We start from the raw sequence: 21,016 nt of genomic DNA, 5'->3' as shown, positions 1-21,016 counted from the left end.
GGCATGGAGCGTATCCCGATCCTGCAGATGGGGGAATTTCTGCTGGTGACCATCCAGGTGGACATGCATGACCAACTGGCCCTCACCCTGCAGGAAGACCTGACCGACCGCATCAGCAGCACCTCTGCCCGTGGCGTACTCATCGACATCTCGGCGCTGGACATGGTCGACTCGTTCATCGGGCGCATGATCGCCAGTATCTCGGGCCTGTCGCGCATCATGGACGCCGAGACCATGGTGGTCGGCATGCAGCCGGCCGTGGCCATCACCCTGGTGGAGCTGGGCCTGACGTTGCCTGGCGTGAGTACAGCCTTGAATGTGGAACGCGGTATGCAAGTGCTGCGTCAGCGTGTGGCACGCAAATGAATGTGCGCGACAGCGGTAGCCTGCCGGTGCGCATCGAGCAGGATGTGGTCCTTGCCCGCCAATTGGCCCGCAAGCTGGCGGGCGAGTGCGGTATGCGCCTGGTCGACCTGACCAAGCTGGTCACGGCCGTCAGTGAGCTGGCCCGCAACACCGTGGTCTATGGCCGTGGCGGCGATATGGACTGGCAGGTGCTGGAGGACTTCGGTCGGGTGGGCCTGCGCCTGCATTTTCGTGACGAAGGCCCTGGCATTCCTGACATCGGCCTAGCGTTGACCGACGGCTGGACCTCGGGCGGTGGCATGGGCCTGGGCCTGACTGGGGCGCGGCGGCTTGTGGATGAGTTCGAGTTGGACACCGCGCCTGGCCAGGGTACCCGCGTGACGATCACACGATGGGCGTGAGCATCGCTGCGAGCCAGACCTGCGTCGTACCGTTGGCTGATGCCAGTGACGTTGGCCACGCTCGACGGATCGCGCAAAAACTTGCACAGGCCCACGGGCATGACGAGACGGACGCCGGACGTGTCGCGCTGGTGGTGACCGAACTGTGCACCAACGTGCTCAAGCATGCCGGGCATGGCGAGCTACATCTGCGGGCGCTGCCGCACGGTGACGGCAGGTTTGGCATCGAAGTGCTCACCCTCGATCGCGCCCATGGGTTCGATGCCCAAGCCTGCCTGGCCGATGGCTATTCGTCAGCAGGCACCCAAGGCATTGGCATGGGCGCCATCGCCCGCCAGGCTCAAGTCTTCGACGTTTATGCCGATACCCGGGGAGCTGTGGTCCTGGCGCGGTTGTATGCCCAGGGTGACCCAGGCACTGACCTGCGCTTCGGCGTCAGCCAGCATGCCCTCAATGGCGACCCGGCCTGCGGCGACACCTGGCACTTGGCCTACGATGGGCAGCACGTGAGCGCCCTGGTGATCGACGGGCTGGGGCATGGCAGCGAAGCCGAAGCGGCAGCCCAGGCGGGGGCGGCAGTGTTTGCACAGGCACCGTTCGCCAATGCGCAGCAGCAACTTTTGGCCATGCACCAGGCGATGACGGGCACGCGCGGTGGCGCCGTAGCCCTGGCGCACTACGATGGCTGCAATGCACGGCTGAGCTTCACCGGCATTGGCAACATCGGCGCCAACCTGATCAATGGCAGCCAATCGCGAGGCCTGGCGTCGATGCCCGGCATCGTCGGCGGCCAATTCAGAAAAACCCAAGTGTTCGACTACGCTGATCTGAACGGAAATGTGTTGATCATGTACAGCGATGGCCTGCAGTCCCGGTGGAACCTCAAGGATTACCCTGGCCTGGTGCACCGCCATCCGGCCGTGATCGCTGCCGTGCTGCATCGCGACTTTTGCCGAGGCCGGGACGATGTCACCGTACTTGTCATCGACTTGGAGCTGCCCAATGTCTGAGGCCGCCATGATTGCCCGTCTGCAAGCCGAGAACGACGCCTTGCGCGCCGAGCTGGATGAAACCAACCAGGGCGTGCTGGCGCTGTATGCCGAGCTCGATACCCAGGCCGAACACCTGCGCCAGGCCTCGGACCTCAAGAGCCGCTTCCTGTCGTACATGAGCCATGAATTTCGCACGCCGCTGGGCTCGATCTTGAGCATCACCGGCCTGCTGACCGACGAGCTCGACGGGCCGTTGTCGGCCGAACAGCACCGTCAGGTCACGTTCATCAGCACCGCTACCCGCGAGCTGTCCGACATGGTCGACGACCTGCTGGACCTTGCCAAGATCGAAGCCGGCCGCATCACCATTTCGCCGGCCTGGTTCGACATGCTCGACCTGTTCGCCGCCCTGCGGGGCATGTTCAGGCCCATCGTCGATGCCTCGGCCGTGGACCTCATCTTCGAAGAGCATGCCAACCTGCCGCGGCTGTACACCGACGACAAGAAGCTGGCGCAGATCCTGCGCAACTTCATTTCCAATGCCCTGAAGTTCACCTCCCAGGGCGAAGTGCGTATTTCCGCCTGCCTGGAAGGCGATGACAGTATCCGTTTTGCCGTGAGTGACACGGGTATCGGCATCGCACCGGAGCTGCTTGGCACCCTGTTCGAAGACTTTGCCCAGGTTGACTCGCCGTTGCAAAAGCGCCTGCGCGGTACGGGCCTGGGCCTGTCGCTGTGCAAGCGCTTTGCCGAGCTGCTGGGTGGTCATGTGGGCGTTGAGAGCGAGCCGGGCGTTGGCTCCTGCTTCTTCGTGGTGATCCCGCTTGCCCTCGCCCCGGAGGGCACTGAATGAATGCCGATGTGCGCTTGCTGATCGTCGATGACAACGTTGCCACCCGCTATGCCATGCGCAGGCGGTTGGCGGTGCACGGGTATCAGGTACTGGAGGCCGGCACGGGCGGCGAGGGCCTGGCGCTGATCCGCCACAGCCAGATCGACGCCTTGATCCTGGACGTGAACCTGCCGGACATGAGCGGCTTCGACATTGTCCGGCTGCTGCGTCAGGACCCACGCACGGCCCTGCTGCCGGTGATTCATGTGTCGGCCGCGTCGATCCAGAGTGGCGACATCATTACCGGGCTGAACGCCGGTGCCGACGCCTACCTGATTCACCCCGTCGACCCCGACGTGCTGCTGGCCACCCTGCGCACCTTGCTGCGCGTGCGCGACACCGAGCGCGCATTGCGCCAGAGCGAGGCACGCTTTCGCGAAATCTTCACCAGCGTGTCGGCGCCGATTGCCGTGATGGACGCCCAGCTGAAGGTGCATGAATGCAACCAGGCCTTCAGCTATCTGATTCAGGACAATCGCCACCCTGAGCAGCTGCACGAATGCTTTGCCGACGGACAGGAAGCGGCGCTGGCCAGCCTGCGCGAGCACCTGATGGCCGGCGAGCGCTGGCAGGGCACCTTGAGCATGCAGGTGCATGGCCATGTACGCGAGACCGAGTGGCAGCTTTCGCCGTATCAGGCCCCGGGCTTGTGCCTGGTGTTCGTCGAGGACATCACCGAGCACCGTCACCGTGAACGCTCGCACCTGGCCCGGCTGGACGACGCCACCAGCCAGTTGGCCCATGAAGTGGCCGTGCGCGAACGCACTGAGGCGCAGCTGGTGCAACTGCAGAAAATGGAGGCACTGGGCAGCTTGACCGGCGGCATCGCCCACGACTTCAACAACCTGCTGACCGGCATCATCACCAGCCTCGAACTGATCTGCAAACGGGTGGCCGAGCACCGCATCGACAAAGTGCCGCGCTATGCCGAAGCTGCGCTCAGCTCGGCCAATAGCGCGGCATCGCTGACCCATCGGTTGCTGGCCTTCGCTCGCCAGCAACCCCTGGATACCCGGCCGGTGGACGTCAACCGCCACGTGCGCTCGCTCGAAGAACTGCTGACCCGCACCATTGGCGAGCGCATCACGCTGACCCTGAACCTCTCCACCCAACCGGTCATCGCCCTGGTCGACCCGGTGCAGCTGGAAAGCGCGGTGCTCAACCTGGTGATCAACGCCCGTGACGCGCTGCCCAAGGGCGGGCGGATCTGGCTGGACACGGCTGCCATCTGGTCCCAGGAAAACCCCAACCTGGCCGACGGCCCCTATGTGATGGTCAGCGTGCGCGACAACGGCACCGGCATCGAACCTGAGTTGCTGGACAAGGTGTTCGACCCGTTCTTCACCACCAAACCCGTCGGCCAGGGCACCGGCCTTGGGCTGTCGACAATCTACGGCTTCGCCCGCCAGTCCAGCGGCCACGTGATGCTCAGCAGCGTGATGGGGCAGGGCACCGAAGTGGCGCTGATGCTGCCGGCCAGCGCACAGGCAGCCGTGCCCGTGCTGCGCGAGCGTGGGCTCGACCTGCAAGGAAACGGCGAGCATGTGCTGATCGTCGAGGACATGGCGTCGGTGCGGCTGTCGGTGGCCGAAGCGCTGGCCGATGCCGGCTACCACTGCACACTGGCCTCGACCACCGACCAGGCGCTGGAGTACCTGCGCGAAGACCCGACCTTGGACCTGATGCTGACCGACGTTGGCCTGCCCACGCTCAGCGGCCGGGAGCTGGCCGACCTTGCCCGTGGTTACCGGCCCGACCTGCCCGTGCTGTTCATGACCGGGTATGCCGATGCCGCTCTGGACCGGCAGGCGTTTCTCGGCGATGGCATGGACATGCTGATCAAGCCCTTCCGCATGGGTGAGCTGCTGCGCAAAGTGAAGCAGGCTATCCGTAAGGCGTAGGAAGCAACCTACAATCGAAGTTAATTAATCTGAAAATAAATGAGGTGTTTTCTCATTCTCGTTCGGCAGGTAGGGAAGGCCGGAATACAGGCCGTCCGCCGACACGCTACGGAGCGAGAGAATGAGTTCTACCCCGGTTTCACCGCGCCACCCCCTGAACCGAGCCCTGCGTGGCGCCCTGCTCGGGCTAGTGGTAGGCAGCCATGTTCTGCCAGCCCTGGCCCAGCCTGCGGCTACCGACAGCAGCAGCCCGCTCAAGCAGTGGAACATTCCGGCAGGCCCGCTGGCGCCAGCGCTCGATCGTTTTGCCCGGGAAGCCGGCATCAGCCTGTCGTACGACGCGCAAAGCGTGGCAAACCAGACGACGCCGGGCGTGCAGGGCTCGCTGGGTACCGCGGCGGCCCTGTCTTCACTGTTGCAGGGCAGTAACCTGCAATCGGAACAGCAAGGCCCCAACGCCTACCTGCTGCTGCCCCAGCCCAAGCCCACCGGCCCCCTGGAGCTGGGTGCCACCGAGGACTATCGCCTGGCCCCGGTGATCGTCAATGCCAAGGTCAAGGCCAGCGCCGACGACGACATCAACTCGGTTGTGGCCAAGGAGCTGTGGGTAGGGGGCAAGGTCGCCACCAGCATCCTCAATACCCCGGCGTCGGTGTCGGTGGTGACCCGCAAGGAGATGGAACAGCGCAGCGTCAGCACCACTGAAGAGGCGCTGCAGTACACCCCTGGGGTGATCAGCGACTTCTATGGGTCGGACGACCGTAACGACTACTTCCAGATTCGCGGCTTCCAGGCCACCACCTACCGTGACGGCCTGACGCTCAGCTCCATGCGTGGCGTGCGCGAAGACCCGTACGCCTACGAGCGTATCGAGATCATTCGCGGCGCCAACTCCACCCTGTTCGGCCCCGCCGACCCGGGTGGCTCGGTCAACTTCGTGACCAAGCAACCGCGGTTCGAGCGCTTCGGCCAGGGCTATGTGACCTACGGTTCGTACGACCATGCCGAGACCGGCATCGACGTGGGCGATGTACTCAACGAAGGCGGTACCGTGGCAGGACGCTTCACGGCCAAGCTGCAGGACAGCGACCGTGAGTACGACCACTCCCGGGACGACAGCCGCCTGGTGATGGGCGGGCTGACCTGGGCACCGAGCGACTTCACCTCGGCCACCGTGGTGCTCGACTACCTGAAGACCAACAGCTCCCCCAACAGCGGTGGCTACCCGCTGGACAAGGAGTACGACCGCAGCAAGTTCTTCGGCGAGCCTGGCTACAACTTCCACGATGTGGAGCGCACCAGCTTGTCCGGCAACATCACCCACGACTTCGACAACGGCTTCGTATTGCGCGGCAACCTGCGCTACAGCGAACTGACCGACGATTTCGGCTACGCCTACTTGAGCGACAGCCCTTCGCGCGTTGGCACGACCATCCCGCGCTATGTGTTCGGCACCGACAGCGACGCCGACCAGCTCAACGGCAACCTGATGCTGCAATACGATGCGCAGTTCGAGCACATCGACAGCAGCACCCTGGTGGGGGTGGAGTACCTCGACTCCTCGACCAAGCAGCGCTCGGTCTACAGCCTGGCCACCCCGATCGACATCGCCAACCCGGTGTTCACCGGCGTGCCGCGTGGCATCGAGCCCTACAGCCGCAAGAAGCAGGACGTGACCACCAAGGCCGTGTTCATGCAGCAGAACCTGTCGTTCTACGACCGCGTCATCGCCACCGCTGGCGTGCGCAATGACTCCATGGACTTGTCCAGCACCGAGTACGTGGGCGGGGCGGCCAAGCAGAGCGACGACTTGTCGGAGACCTCGTATCGCGCTGCGCTCACCTACATCGTCAATGACGAAGTGTCGACATACGTGAGCATGGTGGAGTCGGTGTCCCCACCCCAGGTGGGCGTGACCCCGCAAACCGGCAAGCAGTACGAAGTGGGCGTGAAGTACTCGCCCATCGGCATGGACGCGATGTTCTCTGCCGCGGTGTATGACCTGACCCAGGAAAACGTCACCATTGCCGTGGTCCTGCCCAGCGGCATCATCGAACAGCAAACCGTCGGTGAGTCTCACGCACGCGGCCTGGACCTGGAAGCCAAAGCCCAGGTGACGGCTGATATCAGCGTGATTGGCGCTTATTCGTACATGGACACCGACGTGAAGCGCGGGTCGCTGTATGACGGCTCTTCGCTCAAGGGCAACGCCTTCGCCACCGCGCCCAGGCATTCGGCTTCGCTATGGACGTACTACGATATTCCGGCGACCGACGTGAGTGTCGGGCTGGGTGCCCGGTACGTGGGGGCTTACTACATGGATGCGGCCAACACCAAGAAGACCGATGGCACGACGTTGTTCGACGCGGCCTTCAAGTACCAGATCGCCAAGGGCACTGACCTTGCGGTGAACGTGAGCAACCTGTTCGATGAGCAGCACGTGGTGGGCTCGGGGACGGCCGATTATTACAACCCTGGGCGTGAGGTGACGGCGCGGGTGAGTTATAGCTGGTAAGCGATGATTGGGGGAGTCACGGTGGCTGGGCGGGCTGCAATGGATAGCCTGCGCGCGCTGGCCTTTATGAGGTACGTGGTAGGTCTTGGGGTCTGGTGTGGGGCTGAAATGTTGGGGCCGCTTCGCGGCCCATCGCGGCGCTAGGCCGCTCCTACAGGGGATTATGTAAGCCTTCAGAGCCGGGGCAAGCTGGTTACTCTGCAGGTTCAGCGCGCAGCTGAAGATAGCGCAGTACGTGTGGGAGCGGCCTCGTGCCGCGATGGGCCGCGCAGCGGCCCCAGGATTGCAGCCCAGCATCACAAATCACCGGACCCACTGCGCGGCCCATCGCGGCCGGTCCGGCACCCGGCGAGGCCGCTCCCACAAATACCGCGCAACCCTTAGTCCCGCACTATCAAGCAGCTAAAGGCTCGCTTGAACCTGAGCCACTGCTTCCTGCAAGCGTTCGGTGAACCCGGAGTGGGTTTGATGGGTCATCACCAGCCTGTCCACGGCGCGGGTCATGGCTACATACAGCAAGCGCATCTCATCGGCCTCGTCCTCGCCTTGCACCGGCATCTCGTGCAAGCGCGGAATCACCACGAAGCCGAATTCCAGCCCCTTGCTCGAATGCATGCTCACGATCTTCACCGTGTTCTCGCCATACAGCGCGCTGCGTTTGGAAACGGTCTTGGCGCTGGTGTACGGAATGTCCGCGGCCTTGAGTGTGTCCTCGATCCAGGTGGCCTGGGAACCTTCTCGGTAGATCACGGCCATGTCTTGCCAGGCCCGGCCGTTTGCCTGCTCATGCTCAAGCCGGGCGACAAGGCATTGGGCTTCCTGCGCAAGCCCGGGGTGGCTGAGCAGTTGCGGCAAGTCGCCACGCCGGCCTGCGCTTTGCGGGGCCAGTACAGGGATGTGGTCGTCCTCTGCATCGCGTGCGCTGAGCAAGTCCTTGGAAAACGCATGCGCGACCGACAACACTTCCAGCGTATTGCGGTAGTTGACGCGCAAGATGGTGGTCCGGCCTGACGCCTTGATCCCTACACTGGCGAAGCTGAAGGTCATCTTCGAGGCAAGGGTGGCCTTGCCGCGGTAGATGGCCTGGGCATCGTCGTAGAGCACCAGCAGGTTTTCCTGATCCTGGTCGAGTTGGTGAACGACAAGGCGGAACCACTCCGGTTTGAAGTCGTGGCCCTCATCGATCAGGATCGCGGCATAACGATCAGCGGCCAGCTTGCCGTCAGCCATGTGCTTGAGCACGTCCTCTTCGAGCGCCTGAAAGAACTTCTGCCCCTTGAGTTGGGGGATGGGCAGTTGCGCATCGGTCAGCAGCTTGCGACACCAGGCATGAAAGCTCATGGCCACAACCTGGACGTCTTGCTGGTGCGCCTTGAGCACCTGATTCAAGCGCGCTGCGAGGGTTTTGTTGTAGCACAACACCAGCACTGGCTTGCTGGAGGTGCGCGCCAGGTAGAGGCTGCGGTACACCAGGACCATGGTCTTGCCGCTGCCCGCCACGCCGTGAATCACTCGGTGCCCACTGCCCATGGAACGCGCCAGTTGCTCCTGCTGCAGGTCCATGACCTTGATCAGGCTGGGCATAGGCGCCTCCTGCTCACCGAACAGACCGAACTGGGCACGTGCCGGGTTCAGGCGGATTTCCGGGAACAGGTGGTAACGCACGCGGTCAAGTTGCTCGTCTGACAGCGCCACTGGAAAGTGCTGCACGAACATGGCCTTGAAGCGCTGTTCGAACAGGCTTGCATCCACTGTCTCGAACATCTCGTCCTTGCAGATGACACGTACGCTCTCCAAGGCCGACCCGGCTTGCAGCGAAGTGAATTCCTTGCGCGTCATTTCGGGCAGCACGATGCCCCAGGTGTAGGGCATCAACAGGTTGCCCGCTCGGACAGAGCCTGGTTTCTGGGTCAGCGCCGGGTCCTTTTCCAGCGCGTTCTTGGTTTCGAAAGCGTTCTTGCGGGCCTGTGCCATGGGGTTGATGACGGTGACTTCGCGGCCGTCCTCGAGCTTGGTGACCTCGTTGACCTTCACCGCCTTCAGCGAGCCCAGCCTCCAGTCCTTGACCTCGAGAATGAGCAAGCCCACATCAGGGTGCAGGAGAACGAAGTCCGGCTGCAGCCCCTTTGGGCCAACCGGCACGTTGAACCAGCACAACCAGTCATCGGGGAGTTTCTTTTCGAGGCGCTCAGCCAGGCGTTTTTCCCCGGGCGTGTCGAAACGGCAAGCGCCGAGCGTTGGGATGATTTGGGCCATATCCTTATTGTCCATATCCAAAACGACGCGCCACAGTAGGAGTTATCCGTCTGCAGTGCAAATCCGAGGAACTGTCCTGCACCCGATCTGACGGCCAAGTCACCCGTGCGGGATGGCTTGCCTACTTCCCAGGCATCAACGTCTTGATCAATGCGCGCACCGTTCCCGGCAGGGCCTCCAGTTCCCGGACCAGGATGCTGCGTTCGCGCTCGGCCCAGGGTTCGTCCAGGGCGATGGTCACCAGGTTCATGGTGTGGCTGTGACGCGATGCGGACGACTCGGGAATGATGCCGATGCCCACACCGGCCTCGACCATGCGGCAGATGGCTTCGAAGCCCGATAGCTGGATACGCAGGGCCAGGGTTTCACCCATGCGCTCGACCTGGTCGCGCAGAAAGGTCAGCAGGGTGCTGCCGTCGTGTAGCCCGATGTGCTGGTAGGCCAAGGTCTGTTTCAACGTCACCTGGCGGCGGCTGGCCAGTTCGTGGCCGGCGGGCACGATCAGCACCAGCCGGTCGGTGCTGAAGTGCATCACCTGCAGGCCGCTGGCCTCCACAGGGCCGGCGATGATGCCCATGTCGGTGCTGCCATCGAGCACGCCTCGCACGATGTCGCGGGACAGGCGTTCCTGCAGGTCGACCGTGACCCCCGGCCGTTGCGCCAGAAAGCCTGCCAGTACCTCGGGCAGGAACTCGGTCACCGCCGTGGTGTTGGCAAAGATGCGGATATGCCCTGCCGAATCGCCGCCGAACTGGGTGAATTCCGCCTTCAGGTAATCGACCTGGCGCATCACCAGGCGTGCGTGGGTCAGCAGCGTGTGCCCGGCCGGGGTCAGTTCGACGCCGCGGCTGTCGCGGTACAGCAGGCGGGTGTCGAGCTGCGCTTCGAGTGCCTTGATGCGCGCACTGGCGGCGGCCGGGGACAGGTGCGCGCGGCGGGCGCCCTGGGTCAGGCTGGGGGATTCGCCGATGTGGATGAACAGGCGCAAATCAGCCAGATCGAAGTGCATGGGCAAGTCCTGGAGTCGGGAAGGCGTTCGGTATTTATGAACGCCGGGTTATGGAAATGCAAATTCACAGAATGCGCGACAGGGTCGCATGATCGTCCCTGTCGCCTGCGCAGCGTCGACGACGCGCCCGCAAGTGGCCTGCCATAACAACAATTCCAGAGGCCCACCCATGCCCACTCCGCCCTTTGATTACAGCCCGTGGCTCGGCCGCACCGAGCAAGCCTGGGATGTGCTCAGCCGCAACCTGGTGCAGCGCATCGCGGCGACGTTCGGCGAGACCGCCCCGGCCCACGGCGAGGCATTGCCGCCGCTGTGGACCTGGTGCTTCTTTCAAGACCCTGTGCCCGAAGCGCAACTGGGCACCGACGGGCACCCGGCACGCGGGGGCTTTTTGCCGCCGGCCGATGGGCGCAACCGCATGTGGGCCGGTGGCCGGGTCGAGTTCATCGCCCCGCTGGTGGTCGGCGGCGAGGCGCAGCGTACCTCGACCATCCTGCACATCGAGGAAAAACACGGCCGCAGCGGCGCCTTGCTGTTCGTAACCGTGCGCCATGACTACACCCAGCACGACCAGCTGTGCATCCGTGAAGAGCAGGACATCGTCTACCGCGAGCCGACCCCGCCCAAGGCGAGCACGGGCGAGCCCTGTGAAACCGGCACCTGGGGCGAAACCGTCACGCCCACCGCGACCTTGCTGTTCCGCTATTCGGCGGTCACCTTCAACGGCCACCGCATCCATTACGACTACCCCTATGTCACCGCCACCGAAGGCTACCCGGACCTGGTGGTGCACGGCCCGCTGATCGCCACGCTCAACCTGCGGGCTTTTCTGCGCGCCAACCCTGGTGCCCGCCTGCGCCGCTACAGCTACCGCAGCCTGCGCCCGCTGACCCTGCCCACGCCCTTCGAACTCAGCGGCTGCCTCGACGGCCCAGGCCAGGCGCGCCTGTGGGCTGGCAATGCCGCCGGCGTGGCGCAAAGCGCCGACGTCACCTTCGACTGACCCCTTTTCAGCACCGTAGAGAAGCCTGCCATGCACAGCTACGACAGCGATGACCTCAACGCCATCCGCGAAGGCGTGCGCGCCTTGTGCGCCGAATTTCCGGCCGAATACTGGCGCACCCTGGACGAGCAGAAGGCCTTCCCCGAGGCCTTCGTCAAGGCCATGACCGACGCCGGCTGGCTGTCGGCGATGATCCCCGAGGCCTACGGCGGTTCAGGGCTGGGCCTGGCCGAGGCGTCGGTGATACTCGAGGAAGTGAACCACTGCGGTGGCAACTCCGGCACCATCCACGGGCAGATGTACAACATGTTCACCTTGCTGCGCCACGGCAGCGAGGAGCAGAAAAGTTATTACCTGCCCAAGCTGGCCAGCGGCGAGCTGCGCCTGCAGTCGATGGGCGTGACCGAGCCGACCACCGGCACCGACACCACCCAGCTCAAGACCACGGCCGTGCGCGAGGGCGACGATTACGTGATCAACGGGCAGAAAGTATGGATCTCGCGCATCCAGCATTCGGACCTGATGATCCTGCTGGCACGAACCACGCCGCTGGCGCAGGTCACGCGCAAGTCCGAAGGCATGTCCATCTTCCTGGTGGACCTGCGTACGGCCATTGGCAACGGCCTGACCGTGCAGCCGATCGCCAACATGGTCAACCACGAAACCAACGAGCTGTTCTTCGACAACCTGCGCATTCCGGCCAGCAGCCTGATCGGCGAGGAGGGCAAGGGGTTTCGCTACATCCTCGACGGCTTGAACGCCGAGCGTACGCTGATCGCTGCCGAGTGCATCGGTGACGGGCGCTGGTTCGTCGAAAAGGCCAGCCAGTACGCCCGGGACCGTGTGGTGTTCGGCCGCCCGATCGGCCAGAACCAGGGTGTGCAATTTCCCATCGCCGAAGCCCACATCGAGCTGGAGGCGGCCGACCTGATGCGCTGGCGGGCCTGCGCCGAGTATGACAGCGGCGCCAACGCCGGTGCTGCCGCGAACATGGCCAAGTACCTGGCGGCCAAGGCCTCGTGGGAGGCGGCCAACGCCTGTCTGCAAACCCACGGCGGCTTCGGCTTCGCCAACGAGTACGACGTGGAGCGCAAATTCCGCGAGACCCGCCTGTACCAGGTGGCGCCGATTTCCACCAACCTGATCCTGTCGTACGTGGCCGAGCACCTGCTCGAGCTGCCGCGCAGCTTCTGAAGGAGGCCATGCCCATGCGTGATACCCAAGCACTGGCCACCTTCCTGGCCGACCTGCGCTACCAGGACATCCCGCCCGCCGTGCTGGCGCGTACCGAAGACCTGTTCCTTGACTGGCTCGGCTCGGCCCTGGCCAGCCAGGGCGCGCACCCGGTGCCGCTGTTCGAGCGCTACGCCGAGCGCATGGGGCCCCCTGCCGGTAAAGCCCGGTTGATGAGCACCGGCCGTGGCACCTCGCCGTATTTCGCCGCGCTGGTCAATGGCGCAGCGTCCCACCTGGTGGAGCAGGACGATTTGCACAACAGCTCGGTGCTGCACCCGGCCACGGTGGTGTTCTCCGCTGCCCTGGCCGCCGCGCAGGACCTGGACAAGTCAGGGCCGGACCTGCTGCTGGCCGCCGTGGCCGGCTACGAGGCCGGCATTCGCATCGGCGAATTCATGGGCCGCTCGCACTACCGCATCTTCCACACCACCGCCACCGTCGGCACCCTGGCGGCCGCCGTGGCGGTGGGCAAACTGATGGACTTCGACCAGGCCCAGTTCATCCATGTGCTGGGCAGTGCCGGCACGCAGGCAGCCGGGCTGTGGGAGTTCTTGCGCGATGCGGCCGATTCGAAACAGCTGCACACCGCCAAGGCCGCTGCCGACGGGCTGCTGGCCGCCTACCTGACCGCCGATGGCCTGAGCGGGGCGCGCAATATTCTGGAAGGCGACCAGGGCCTGGCGGCCGGCATGTCCAGCGACGCCGACCCGGCGCGCCTGTCGGACCGCCTAGGCAGCCGCTGGGCATTGGCCGAAACCTCGTTCAAGTTCCACGCCTCGTGCCGCCACACCCACCCGGCGGCCGATGCCTTGCTCGAACTGATGCAGCGCGAAGGGCTGCGCCACGGTGACATCGCCGAGGTGATCGCCCACGTGCACCAGGGCGCCATCGATGTGCTGGGCCGGGTGAAAGTGCCCACCAGCGTGCACCAGGCCAAATTCTCCATGGGCACGGTGCTCGGCCTGATTGCCGTGCACGGCAGCGCGCAGTTGCTGACGTTCCGGGACCTGGCCCTGAGCGACCCGGACGTGGCCGCGTTCCGCGACAAGGTGCGCATGCAGCTGGACCCGGAAGTGGATGCGGCCTACCCGGCGCGCTGGCTGGGCCGGGTGGAGGTGCGCTGCACGGACGGGCGCCACTTCACCGCCGCCATCGACGAACCCAAGGGCGACCCCGGCAACACCTTGTCCCGCGCGGAACTGGAGGACAAGTTCCAGCGCCTGCTGGCCTACGCCGGGCAGCGCAGTGCGGCCGACGGCCGTGCCTTGATTCAACGTGTCTGGCAGCTGCGCGATACCCGCTCGCTGGCCGACCTGCCATACCTCGCGCACAGGACCTTGCCATGAGTGCATCTGCCCCCCGCCCCCTGGACGGCATCACTGTCGTCAGCCTGGAACACGCCATTGCCGCGCCGTTCTGCACCCGCCAACTGGCCGACCTGGGCGCCCGCGTGATCAAGGTCGAACGCCCCGGCAGCGGTGATTTCGCCCGTGGCTACGACCAGCGCGTCGATGGCCTGGCGTCCCATTTCGTGTGGACCAACCGCTCGAAGGAAAGCCTGACCCTGGACCTGAAACAACCCCAGGCCGACGCCATTCTCCAAGCGCTGTTGGCCAAGGCCGACGTGCTGGTACAGAACCTCGCACCCGGCGCCGCCGCGCGCATGGGCCTGGGGTTCGACGCACTGCACGCGCGCTTTCCACGGCTGATCGTGTGCGATATTTCCGGCTACGGCGAAGGTGGCCCTTACGAGAAGAAGAAAGCCTACGACCTGCTGATTCAGAGCGAGGGCGGCTTCTTGTCGGTCACTGGCAGCCCAGGGGAGGAGGGGATGGCCAAGGCCGGGTGTTCGGTGGCCGACATCGCCGCTGGCATGTACGCCTACACCGGCGTGCTCTCGGCCCTGTTGCTGCGAGACCGCACGGGGGTGGGCAGTCGCATCGACGTGTCCATGCTCGAAAGCCTGGTGGAATGGATGGGCTACCCCATGTACTACGCCTACAACGGCGCACCGCCGCCACCGCGGGCCGGTGCCTCCCACTCGACCATCTACCCCTACGGCCCATTCCCCACGGGCGACGGCGGCACGGTCATGCTGGGCCTGCAGAACGAGCGTGAATGGCAGGTGTTCTGCGAGAAGGTTTTGCTCGACCCGGCATTGGCCATCGACGAGCGCTTCTGCGCCAACTACCGGCGCTCGGAGAACCGCGATGCGCTACGCCAGATCATCGTCGAGGGCTTTGCCCCGCTTAGCCTTGAAGACGTGGTGTCACGCCTGGAAAGCGCGCAGATCGCCAACGCCCGGGTCAACGACATGCAAGGGGTGTGGCAGCACCCTCAGTTGCAGGCCCGTGACCGTTGGCGCGAGGTGGACAGCCCGGCGGGCAAGCTGCCGTCGCTGCTGCCGCCGGGGCGCAACGCGGCCTTCAGCCCGCGCATGGACCCGGTACCTGCACTGGGCCAACACACTGCCGCGATCCTGGCCGAGCTGGGGTATGGCGACGATCAGCAGGCGCAATTGAACAGCGCAGGCGTGGTTTAGTTGAGGAGCAAAAGCATGCCATACCCCATTGTTCGCTCCGCCCTGTTCGTGCCCGGTAGCCGCCCGGAGCGCTTTGCCAAAGCCTTGGCTGCCGGCGCCGATGCCGTGATCGTGGACTTCGAAGACGCGGTCGAAGAACCGCTCAAGGCCCAGGCCCGCGAGCACCTGGCGCGCTTTCTGGCAGACCACCCTGACGCTCTGGTGTGGGTGAGGGTCAATGCACCTAGCCATGCAAACCACGCCGAGGACCTGCAGTTTTGCGCGCAGCATCTGGGCGTGACCACGGTGCTGCTGCCCAAGGTCGAAAGCGCCGCACAGGTGGCGGTCGCCGCCCGCACGGGCAAGGCCGTGGTGCCGATCATCGAGTCCGCCAAGGGGCTGTTGGCCCTTGAGCGGATCGCGGGCGCCGAGGGCGTCGAACGCCTTTCGTTCGGCAGCCTGGACCTGGCGCTGGACCTTTGCCTTAACACCGACAGCCCGGCAGGCCGACGCTTCATCGACCAGGCCCGCATGGCCGTGCAGTTGCAATCCCGAGGGGCCGACCTGGCGCCACCGCTGGACGGCGTGTTTCCAGCGATCCGCGACCCGCAGGGGCAGCGCGAGGCCATGCGCCATGCCTACGACATGGGCTACGGCGGGGCGCTGTGCATTCACCCAAGCCAGGTGCCGGTGATTCATGAGGCCTTGCAACCCAGTGAGCACGAACTGGCCTGGGCGCACCGCGTGATCGAGGGCAGCGCAGCGGCAGGCGGGGCAGGGGCCTTCCAGCTGGATGGGCAGATGGTCGATGCGCCGGTGGTGTTGCGTGCGCAGCGTCTGCTGGCGCTGGCCCATGCTGGCTAGTGGCTATACTCACGGCTGTGTCGCGATGGGCTGCGTTCGGGTTTGCCGAACGCAGGCTTACACAAAAGCAGATTCCCCAAACACCTATACTGGGCCACCGTACCCTTGGCTACGCTTCCCTGCTGACCTTTCCAACAACAATAACAGGTGAAACCCATGTTGAAGCTGACCCAGGCGCTGTTCTGCGCCGCCGCCGTCTCCCTGACCTCGTTCGCCTACGCCGCGGACCCGGTCATCATCAAGTTCGCCCACGTGGTGGCCGACAGCACGCCCAAAGGCCAGGGCGCGCTCATGTTCCAGAAACTCGTGGAGGCCGATGACAAGCTCAAGGGCAAGGTCAAGGTCGAGGTCTACCCCAACTCGTCGCTGTTCGGCGACGGCAAGGAAATGGAAGCGTTGCTGCTGGGCGACGTGCAGATGCTGGCGCCCTCGCTGGCCAAGTTCGAGCACTACAACAAGCAGGTGCAAATCTTCGACCTGCCGTTTCTGTTCGACAACCTGGCGGCGGTCGACCGCTTCCAGCAGGGCCCCAAGGGCAAGGCACTGCTCACCTCCATGGAGGACAAGGGCATTCGCGGCCTGGCCTACTGGCATAACGGCCTGAAGCAATTGTCGGCCAACAAGAAGATCTTGCTGCCCAAGGACGCCCGCGGCCTGAAGTTCCGGGTGCAGGCCTCCAGCGTGCTGGAAGAGCAGTTCAAGGCCGTGCGCGCCAACCCGCGCAAGATGAGCTTTGCCGAGGTGTACCAAGGCTTGCAGACCGGTACCGTCAACGGCACCGAGAACACCTGGTCGAACTACGAAAGCCAGAAGGTCAACGAAGTACAGCCGTTCTTCACCGAAACCGACCATGGCCTGATCGACTACATGGTGATCACCAACGCCAAGTTCTGGAACGGCCTGCCTGAAGACGTGCGCACCGAACTGCAGGGCATCATGGACAAGGTCACCGTCGAGGTGAACAAGCAGGCCGAGGCGCTGAACCAGGCCTCGCGCCAGAAGATCATCGACGCCAAGACCAGCGAGGTCGATGCGCTCACCCCCGAGCAGCGTGATGAATGGCGCAAAGCCATGCGTCCGGTCTGGGACAAGTTCGAAGGCCAGATCGGCGCTGACCTGATCAAGGCCGCCCAGGACGCCAACACCGCTTCCTGATCCGTCCTGCTTGCAGCCGCCCCTGCGTGGGCGGCTCAGCTTCATTCTGCGCGGAGAACGCCCATGCAAACGTTACGGCGCGTCTGGGAGCGCTTCGAGGAAGGCATGATCGCCTTTCTCCTGGCGGCCATGACCCTCATCACCTTCATCTACGTGGCGCTGAACAACCTCTACACGATGTTCTACAGCTTGAGCGACCGCTGGACCTTTGCCAGCGAGCCGCTGCTGAACATCGGCGATCACCTGATGGGCTACGCCCAGGAAATGACCTGGAGCATCGCCCTGACCAAGGCCTTGTTCGGGTGGCTGATCTTCTTCGGCATCGCCTATGGCGTGCGCACCGCCGGGCACCTTGGGGTCGATGTGCTGGTCAGGCGCACCCGCAAGCCGGTGCAGCGTGTGCTGGCCATGCTCGCCTGCGCCTGTTGCCTGGCCTACGCCGGGCTGTTCCTGGTCGCCAGCATCAAGTGGGTCAGCGCCGTGCTGGCCGCCGGCATCGGCGCCGAAGACCTGGACCGCTACGGCATCAAGATCGGCCACATCGCGATGATCGTGCCCTTTGGCTTCGCGCTGATCATCGTGCGCTACCTGGAAATCCTCTACCGCATCTACACCCATCGCCAGATCAACCTGGGCCTGGCCGACGAAGCGGCCGAGGCGAGCAAGCTGGCCAACCCCGGTGAGGAGTCGCAGCGATGACCGTTATCTGCCTGTTCCTGCTGCTGTTCATCTTCATGTTCCTAGGCGTGCCCATCGCCATTTCCCTGGGCCTGTCGGGGGCGGTGTCGATTCTGCTGTTCAGCCAGGATTCACTCAGTTCGCTGGCGATCAAGCTGTTCGAGACCTCCGACAGCTACACCTTTTTGGCCATTCCGTTCTTCCTGCTTTCCGGCGCCTTCATGACCACCGGCGGCGTGGCGCAGCGGCTGATCGACTTCGCCAACGCCTGCGTGGGGCACATTCGCGGTGGCCTGGCCATTGCTGCCGTGCTGGCGTGCATGCTGTTCGCCGCGCTGTCCGGCTCCTCGCCGGCCACGGTGGCGGCGGTGGGCTCGATTGCCGTGGCCGGCATGGTGCGCTCGGGCTACCCGAAGGAATTCGGCGCCGGGATCATCTGCAACGCCGGTACCCTGGGCATCCTGATCCCGCCGTCAATCGTGATGGTGGTGTATTCGGCCGCAACCGAGACCTCCGTGGGCAAGCTGTTCATGGCTGGTGTGATCCCGGGGATCCTGCTGGGTGTGTCGCTGATGGTGGCCATCTACATCGTGGCGCGGATCAAGAAACTGCCTGCCCAGCCACGTGCCAGCTTTCGCGAGTGGCTGACCGCAGCGCGGCGGGCCTTCTGGGGCCTGTTGCTGCTGGTGATCATTCTGGGCGGCATCTACAGCGGCATGTTCACCCCCACCGAAGCGGCAGCCGTGGCGGCGGTGTACTCGGCGTTCATCGCCCTGTTCGTGTACAAGGACATGACCTGGCGCGAGTGCCCCAAGGTGCTGCTGGAGTCTGGGCGGCTGACCATCATGCTGCTGTTCATCATCGCCAACGCCATGCTGTTCGCCCATGTGCTGACCACCGAGCAGATCCCGCAGCAGATCACCCAGTGGGTGCTCTCCGAAGGCCTGACGCCCATCGGCTTCCTGATCATGGTGAACGTGGTGCTGCTGATTGCCGGCAGCTTCATGGAGCCGTCGGCGATCATCCTGATTTTGGCGCCGATCTTCTTCCCCATCGCCATGGAACTGGGCATCGACCCGATCCACCTGGGCATCGTGATGGTGGTGAACATGGAGATCGGGCTGGTTCACCCGCCGGTGGGGCTTAACCTGTTCGTGACCAGTGCCGTGACAGGCCTGACACTGGGCCAGACCATTCGCGCAGCGCTGCCGTGGCTGTCGATTCTGTTGCTGTTCCTGATTCTGGTCACGTATGTGCCGTACATCTCCCTGGCGCTGCCGGAGTTTCTCGGCATGCCCTGACCGGCGGCTCGATCAACCCGCCAGTGCACCGACGCCACCGCCTACCCGGCGGTGGTTTCACTTTCGGCCAGGGGGGCAGGGGTGTAGGTTGACCCTCCAAGGGTGCCACCAGCCCGCCAGCCTTCCACAAGCCCCGAGCGGACCCACCATGACAACAACAAGATCACTGCTTTGCCTTGCCATCGCCTGCGCCTGGCTCACCAGCCCCGCAGCCCACGCCGCCAACACCGCCGACAACCCGTGCAAGACCACCGCCGAGTGCGCCGAGCAGGCGCGCAAGATCGGCGCCTTTGTGGAAAAGACCCCCGACGGCCAGCGCCACGGCGAAACCCAGTTCGACTATCTCAACCGCATCAACAAAGCCTCGCTGGTGATGCTCAAGGAAGCCGGCATCGTCACCGCTGAACAGGCCGCGACCATTGCAGGCGGCGTACGCCACGCCATCGACCAGGCCACCCAGCCAGACGGCAAGCGCCCCAGCGATGTGCTGCAACTGGAGCAGATCATCACCGACAAGGTTGGCCCTGAGGCCTCGCTGATTCACTCGGGCCGCAGCCGCCAGGACATGTACGCCACCTACCGCCTGGCCTCGCTGCGCAGCCACGTGCTGGCCTATGGCGACGCCCTGGACGCCACCCGCCAGCGCCTGCTCACGCTGGCTGCCCAGCACGTCGACACCCTGGTGCCGGCCTACACCAACGGCGTGCAAGCCATGCCCATCAGCTACGCCCACTACCTGCTGGCCTACGAGGCCTCGTTCGAGCGTGACGCCCAGCGCCTGCACGAGCTGTACGCCCGCCTGAACCTCAGCCCCATGGGCACCGCCGTGCTGGCCAACTCCGGCTACCCCATCAACCGCGAGCGCCTGGCCCAGCTGCTGGGCTTTGACGGCGTGCGCGAGAACTCGCTGGACGCCAGCCAAGTCTCGACCTACGACATCCCGCTGGAGGCCGCCGGCCTGGTCTCGTCCTCGGCCATCCGCATTGGCGCCTTCATCGGCGATATCCACACCCAGTACCACCAGACCCGCCCCTGGCTGCTGCTCGACGAAGGCGCCACCTACACCAGCAGCGCCATGCCGCAAAAGCGCAACCCCGGCCTCTTGATGCGCACCCGCGAAGCCGCCTCCGACGTGGTCGGCCTGGCCAATGCCACCACCTTGCGCGCCCACAACGTCACCACCGGCATGACCGACTACAAGGCCGCCTTCGACGACCTGGGCCTGTTCCGCTCTACCGGCGACATGTTCAAGCGCCTGGACCAGGTGCTCGACGCGCTGAAGATCAACGCCGCCCGCGCCGAAGAAGAACTGGACGCCGACTGGACCACCTCCATGGAGCTGGCCGACACCCTGGAGCGCAAGCACCACGTCCCCTTCCGCATTGGTCACAGCTTCGCCTCGCTGATCGTCGAAAAAGCCCGCGCCGACGGCACTTTGCCCAAAGACTTCGCCTACGCCGATGCGCAGGCGTTGTTCACCCAGGCGGCGGACAAATACAAATGGAAGGACAACACCCTGCCCCTGAGCGAAGCAGATTTCCGCGCCAGCCTATCCCCCCGCGCCATGGTGCAAAGCCGCAAGGGCACTGGCGGGCCACAGCCTGAAGAAGTGCGGCGCATGTTGGCTGAGGCGCAGGCGCGGTTGAAGGAGGATCAGGCGTGGATGCAGCAGCGGCGGCAGAAGCTGGTGGATGCGGATGTGGGGTTGGATAAGGCGTTTGATGGGTTGATGGGGCGGTGATCTGGCAGGGGCAGGCGATTGAGCTCCAGGATCCCAGCTTCACATCACAATTTGTCAGGACAATTGCGCGACCCAATGACTGGATGATCTGACAGAAAAACGCCCTCTGTGTGGGAGATTCTATGGTTCTCAGCAAGCCAGTTTCCCCTTTCTGGTGACATATTCGTCCTGATTTCTCATCAGGG

General features: G+C 64.5%; 17 protein-coding genes. 15 read left to right on the top strand and 2 right to left on the bottom strand.

Features of this window, described 5'->3' with window-relative positions:
- The first annotated feature begins 3 nt into the window (after positions 1 to 3).
- The 6 genes from FS767_RS20265 to FS767_RS20240 all read left to right on the top strand — a co-directional run bounded on the left by FS767_RS20265 (position 4) and on the right by FS767_RS20240 (position 7,067).
- Positions 4 to 366: an STAS domain-containing protein gene (locus FS767_RS20265; RefSeq protein ID WP_023534539.1), complete on the top strand. Its 363-nt coding sequence runs from the start codon at positions 4 to 6 to the stop codon at positions 364 to 366.
- Positions 363 to 767 carry an anti-sigma regulatory factor gene (locus tag FS767_RS20260; RefSeq protein WP_058603627.1) on the top strand — a complete coding sequence of 135 codons (405 nt, stop codon included), beginning with the start codon at positions 363 to 365 and terminating at the stop codon, positions 765 to 767. The genes FS767_RS20265 and FS767_RS20260 overlap by 4 nt, the downstream gene beginning before the upstream one ends.
- On the top strand, positions 758 to 1,777 hold the full coding sequence (locus FS767_RS20255) for an ATP-binding protein (protein WP_371921606.1): 1,020 nt from the start codon (positions 758 to 760) through the stop codon (positions 1,775 to 1,777). The genes FS767_RS20260 and FS767_RS20255 overlap by 10 nt, the downstream gene beginning before the upstream one ends.
- A complete protein-coding gene (locus tag FS767_RS20250) occupies positions 1,770 to 2,612 on the top strand; it encodes a sensor histidine kinase KdpD (RefSeq protein WP_144967781.1) in 843 nt (280 codons plus the stop codon). Before FS767_RS20255 ends, FS767_RS20250 begins: the two co-directional genes overlap by 8 nt.
- Complete coding sequence (locus FS767_RS20245) at positions 2,609 to 4,552, top strand: response regulator (protein WP_144967779.1); 1,944 nt, start codon at positions 2,609 to 2,611, stop codon at positions 4,550 to 4,552. The genes FS767_RS20250 and FS767_RS20245 overlap by 4 nt, the downstream gene beginning before the upstream one ends.
- A 121-nt stretch (positions 4,553 to 4,673) precedes the next feature.
- Entirely contained in the window at positions 4,674 to 7,067 is a 2,394-nt protein-coding gene (locus FS767_RS20240) for a TonB-dependent siderophore receptor (RefSeq protein ID WP_144967777.1), read from the top strand.
- Between the two features lie 402 nt (positions 7,068 to 7,469).
- Here the strand turns inward: FS767_RS20240 and FS767_RS20235 are convergent, their stop codons facing one another.
- Both FS767_RS20235 and FS767_RS20230 read right to left on the bottom strand, forming a co-directional pair.
- Positions 7,470 to 9,323 (bottom strand): NERD domain-containing protein/DEAD/DEAH box helicase, encoded by a 1,854-nt coding sequence (locus tag FS767_RS20235; RefSeq protein WP_144967775.1) that lies wholly within the window; start codon positions 9,321 to 9,323, stop codon positions 7,470 to 7,472.
- Positions 9,324 to 9,444: 121 nt separating this feature from the next.
- On the bottom strand, positions 9,445 to 10,332 hold the full coding sequence (locus FS767_RS20230) for a LysR substrate-binding domain-containing protein (protein ID WP_078477960.1): 888 nt from the start codon (positions 10,330 to 10,332) through the stop codon (positions 9,445 to 9,447).
- 169 nt (positions 10,333 to 10,501) lie between these two features.
- Here FS767_RS20230 and FS767_RS20225 point away from each other — a divergent pair, with 169 nt between their 5' ends.
- The 9 genes from FS767_RS20225 to FS767_RS20185 all read left to right on the top strand — a co-directional run bounded on the left by FS767_RS20225 (position 10,502) and on the right by FS767_RS20185 (position 20,831).
- Positions 10,502 to 11,335, top strand: coding sequence for a MaoC family dehydratase N-terminal domain-containing protein (locus FS767_RS20225; protein ID WP_144967773.1), 834 nt, complete (start codon positions 10,502 to 10,504; stop codon positions 11,333 to 11,335).
- 30 nt (positions 11,336 to 11,365) lie between these two features.
- Positions 11,366 to 12,529, top strand: coding sequence for an acyl-CoA dehydrogenase family protein (locus tag FS767_RS20220; protein WP_144967771.1), 1,164 nt, complete (start codon positions 11,366 to 11,368; stop codon positions 12,527 to 12,529).
- A 14-nt stretch (positions 12,530 to 12,543) separates the two neighbouring features.
- The gene (locus tag FS767_RS20215; protein ID WP_144967769.1) at positions 12,544 to 13,917 is read left to right on the top strand and encodes an MmgE/PrpD family protein; all 1,374 of its coding nucleotides are present in this window, start codon (positions 12,544 to 12,546) and stop codon (positions 13,915 to 13,917) included.
- Positions 13,914 to 15,113, top strand: coding sequence for a CaiB/BaiF CoA-transferase family protein (locus FS767_RS20210; protein ID WP_144967767.1), 1,200 nt, complete (start codon positions 13,914 to 13,916; stop codon positions 15,111 to 15,113). Before FS767_RS20215 ends, FS767_RS20210 begins: the two co-directional genes overlap by 4 nt.
- A gap of 15 nt (positions 15,114 to 15,128) precedes the next feature.
- On the top strand, positions 15,129 to 15,956 hold the full coding sequence (locus tag FS767_RS20205) for a CoA ester lyase (protein ID WP_144967765.1): 828 nt from the start codon (positions 15,129 to 15,131) through the stop codon (positions 15,954 to 15,956).
- 156 nt (positions 15,957 to 16,112) lie between these two features.
- Positions 16,113 to 17,111, top strand: coding sequence for a TRAP transporter substrate-binding protein (locus FS767_RS20200; RefSeq protein ID WP_058638410.1), 999 nt, complete (start codon positions 16,113 to 16,115; stop codon positions 17,109 to 17,111).
- 63 nt (positions 17,112 to 17,174) lie between these two features.
- Positions 17,175 to 17,810 carry a TRAP transporter small permease gene (locus FS767_RS20195; protein ID WP_144967763.1) on the top strand — a complete coding sequence of 212 codons (636 nt, stop codon included), beginning with the start codon at positions 17,175 to 17,177 and terminating at the stop codon, positions 17,808 to 17,810.
- The gene (gene dctM, locus FS767_RS20190) at positions 17,807 to 19,090 is read left to right on the top strand and encodes a C4-dicarboxylate TRAP transporter large permease protein DctM (protein WP_144967760.1); all 1,284 of its coding nucleotides are present in this window, start codon (positions 17,807 to 17,809) and stop codon (positions 19,088 to 19,090) included. Before FS767_RS20195 ends, dctM begins: the two co-directional genes overlap by 4 nt.
- 148 nt (positions 19,091 to 19,238) lie before the next feature.
- On the top strand, positions 19,239 to 20,831 hold the full coding sequence (locus FS767_RS20185; protein WP_144967758.1) for an argininosuccinate lyase: 1,593 nt from the start codon (positions 19,239 to 19,241) through the stop codon (positions 20,829 to 20,831).
- Positions 20,832 to 21,016: the final 185 nt, after the last annotated feature.

The sequence above is a fragment of the Pseudomonas sp. DE0010 genome (genome assembly GCF_007680745.1).
Classification (GTDB): Bacteria; Pseudomonadota; Gammaproteobacteria; order Pseudomonadales; family Pseudomonadaceae; genus Aquipseudomonas; species Aquipseudomonas parafulva_B.
The sequence above is the reverse complement of the archived record's forward strand: the minus strand, read 5'-3'. Positions and strand labels throughout refer to the sequence as shown.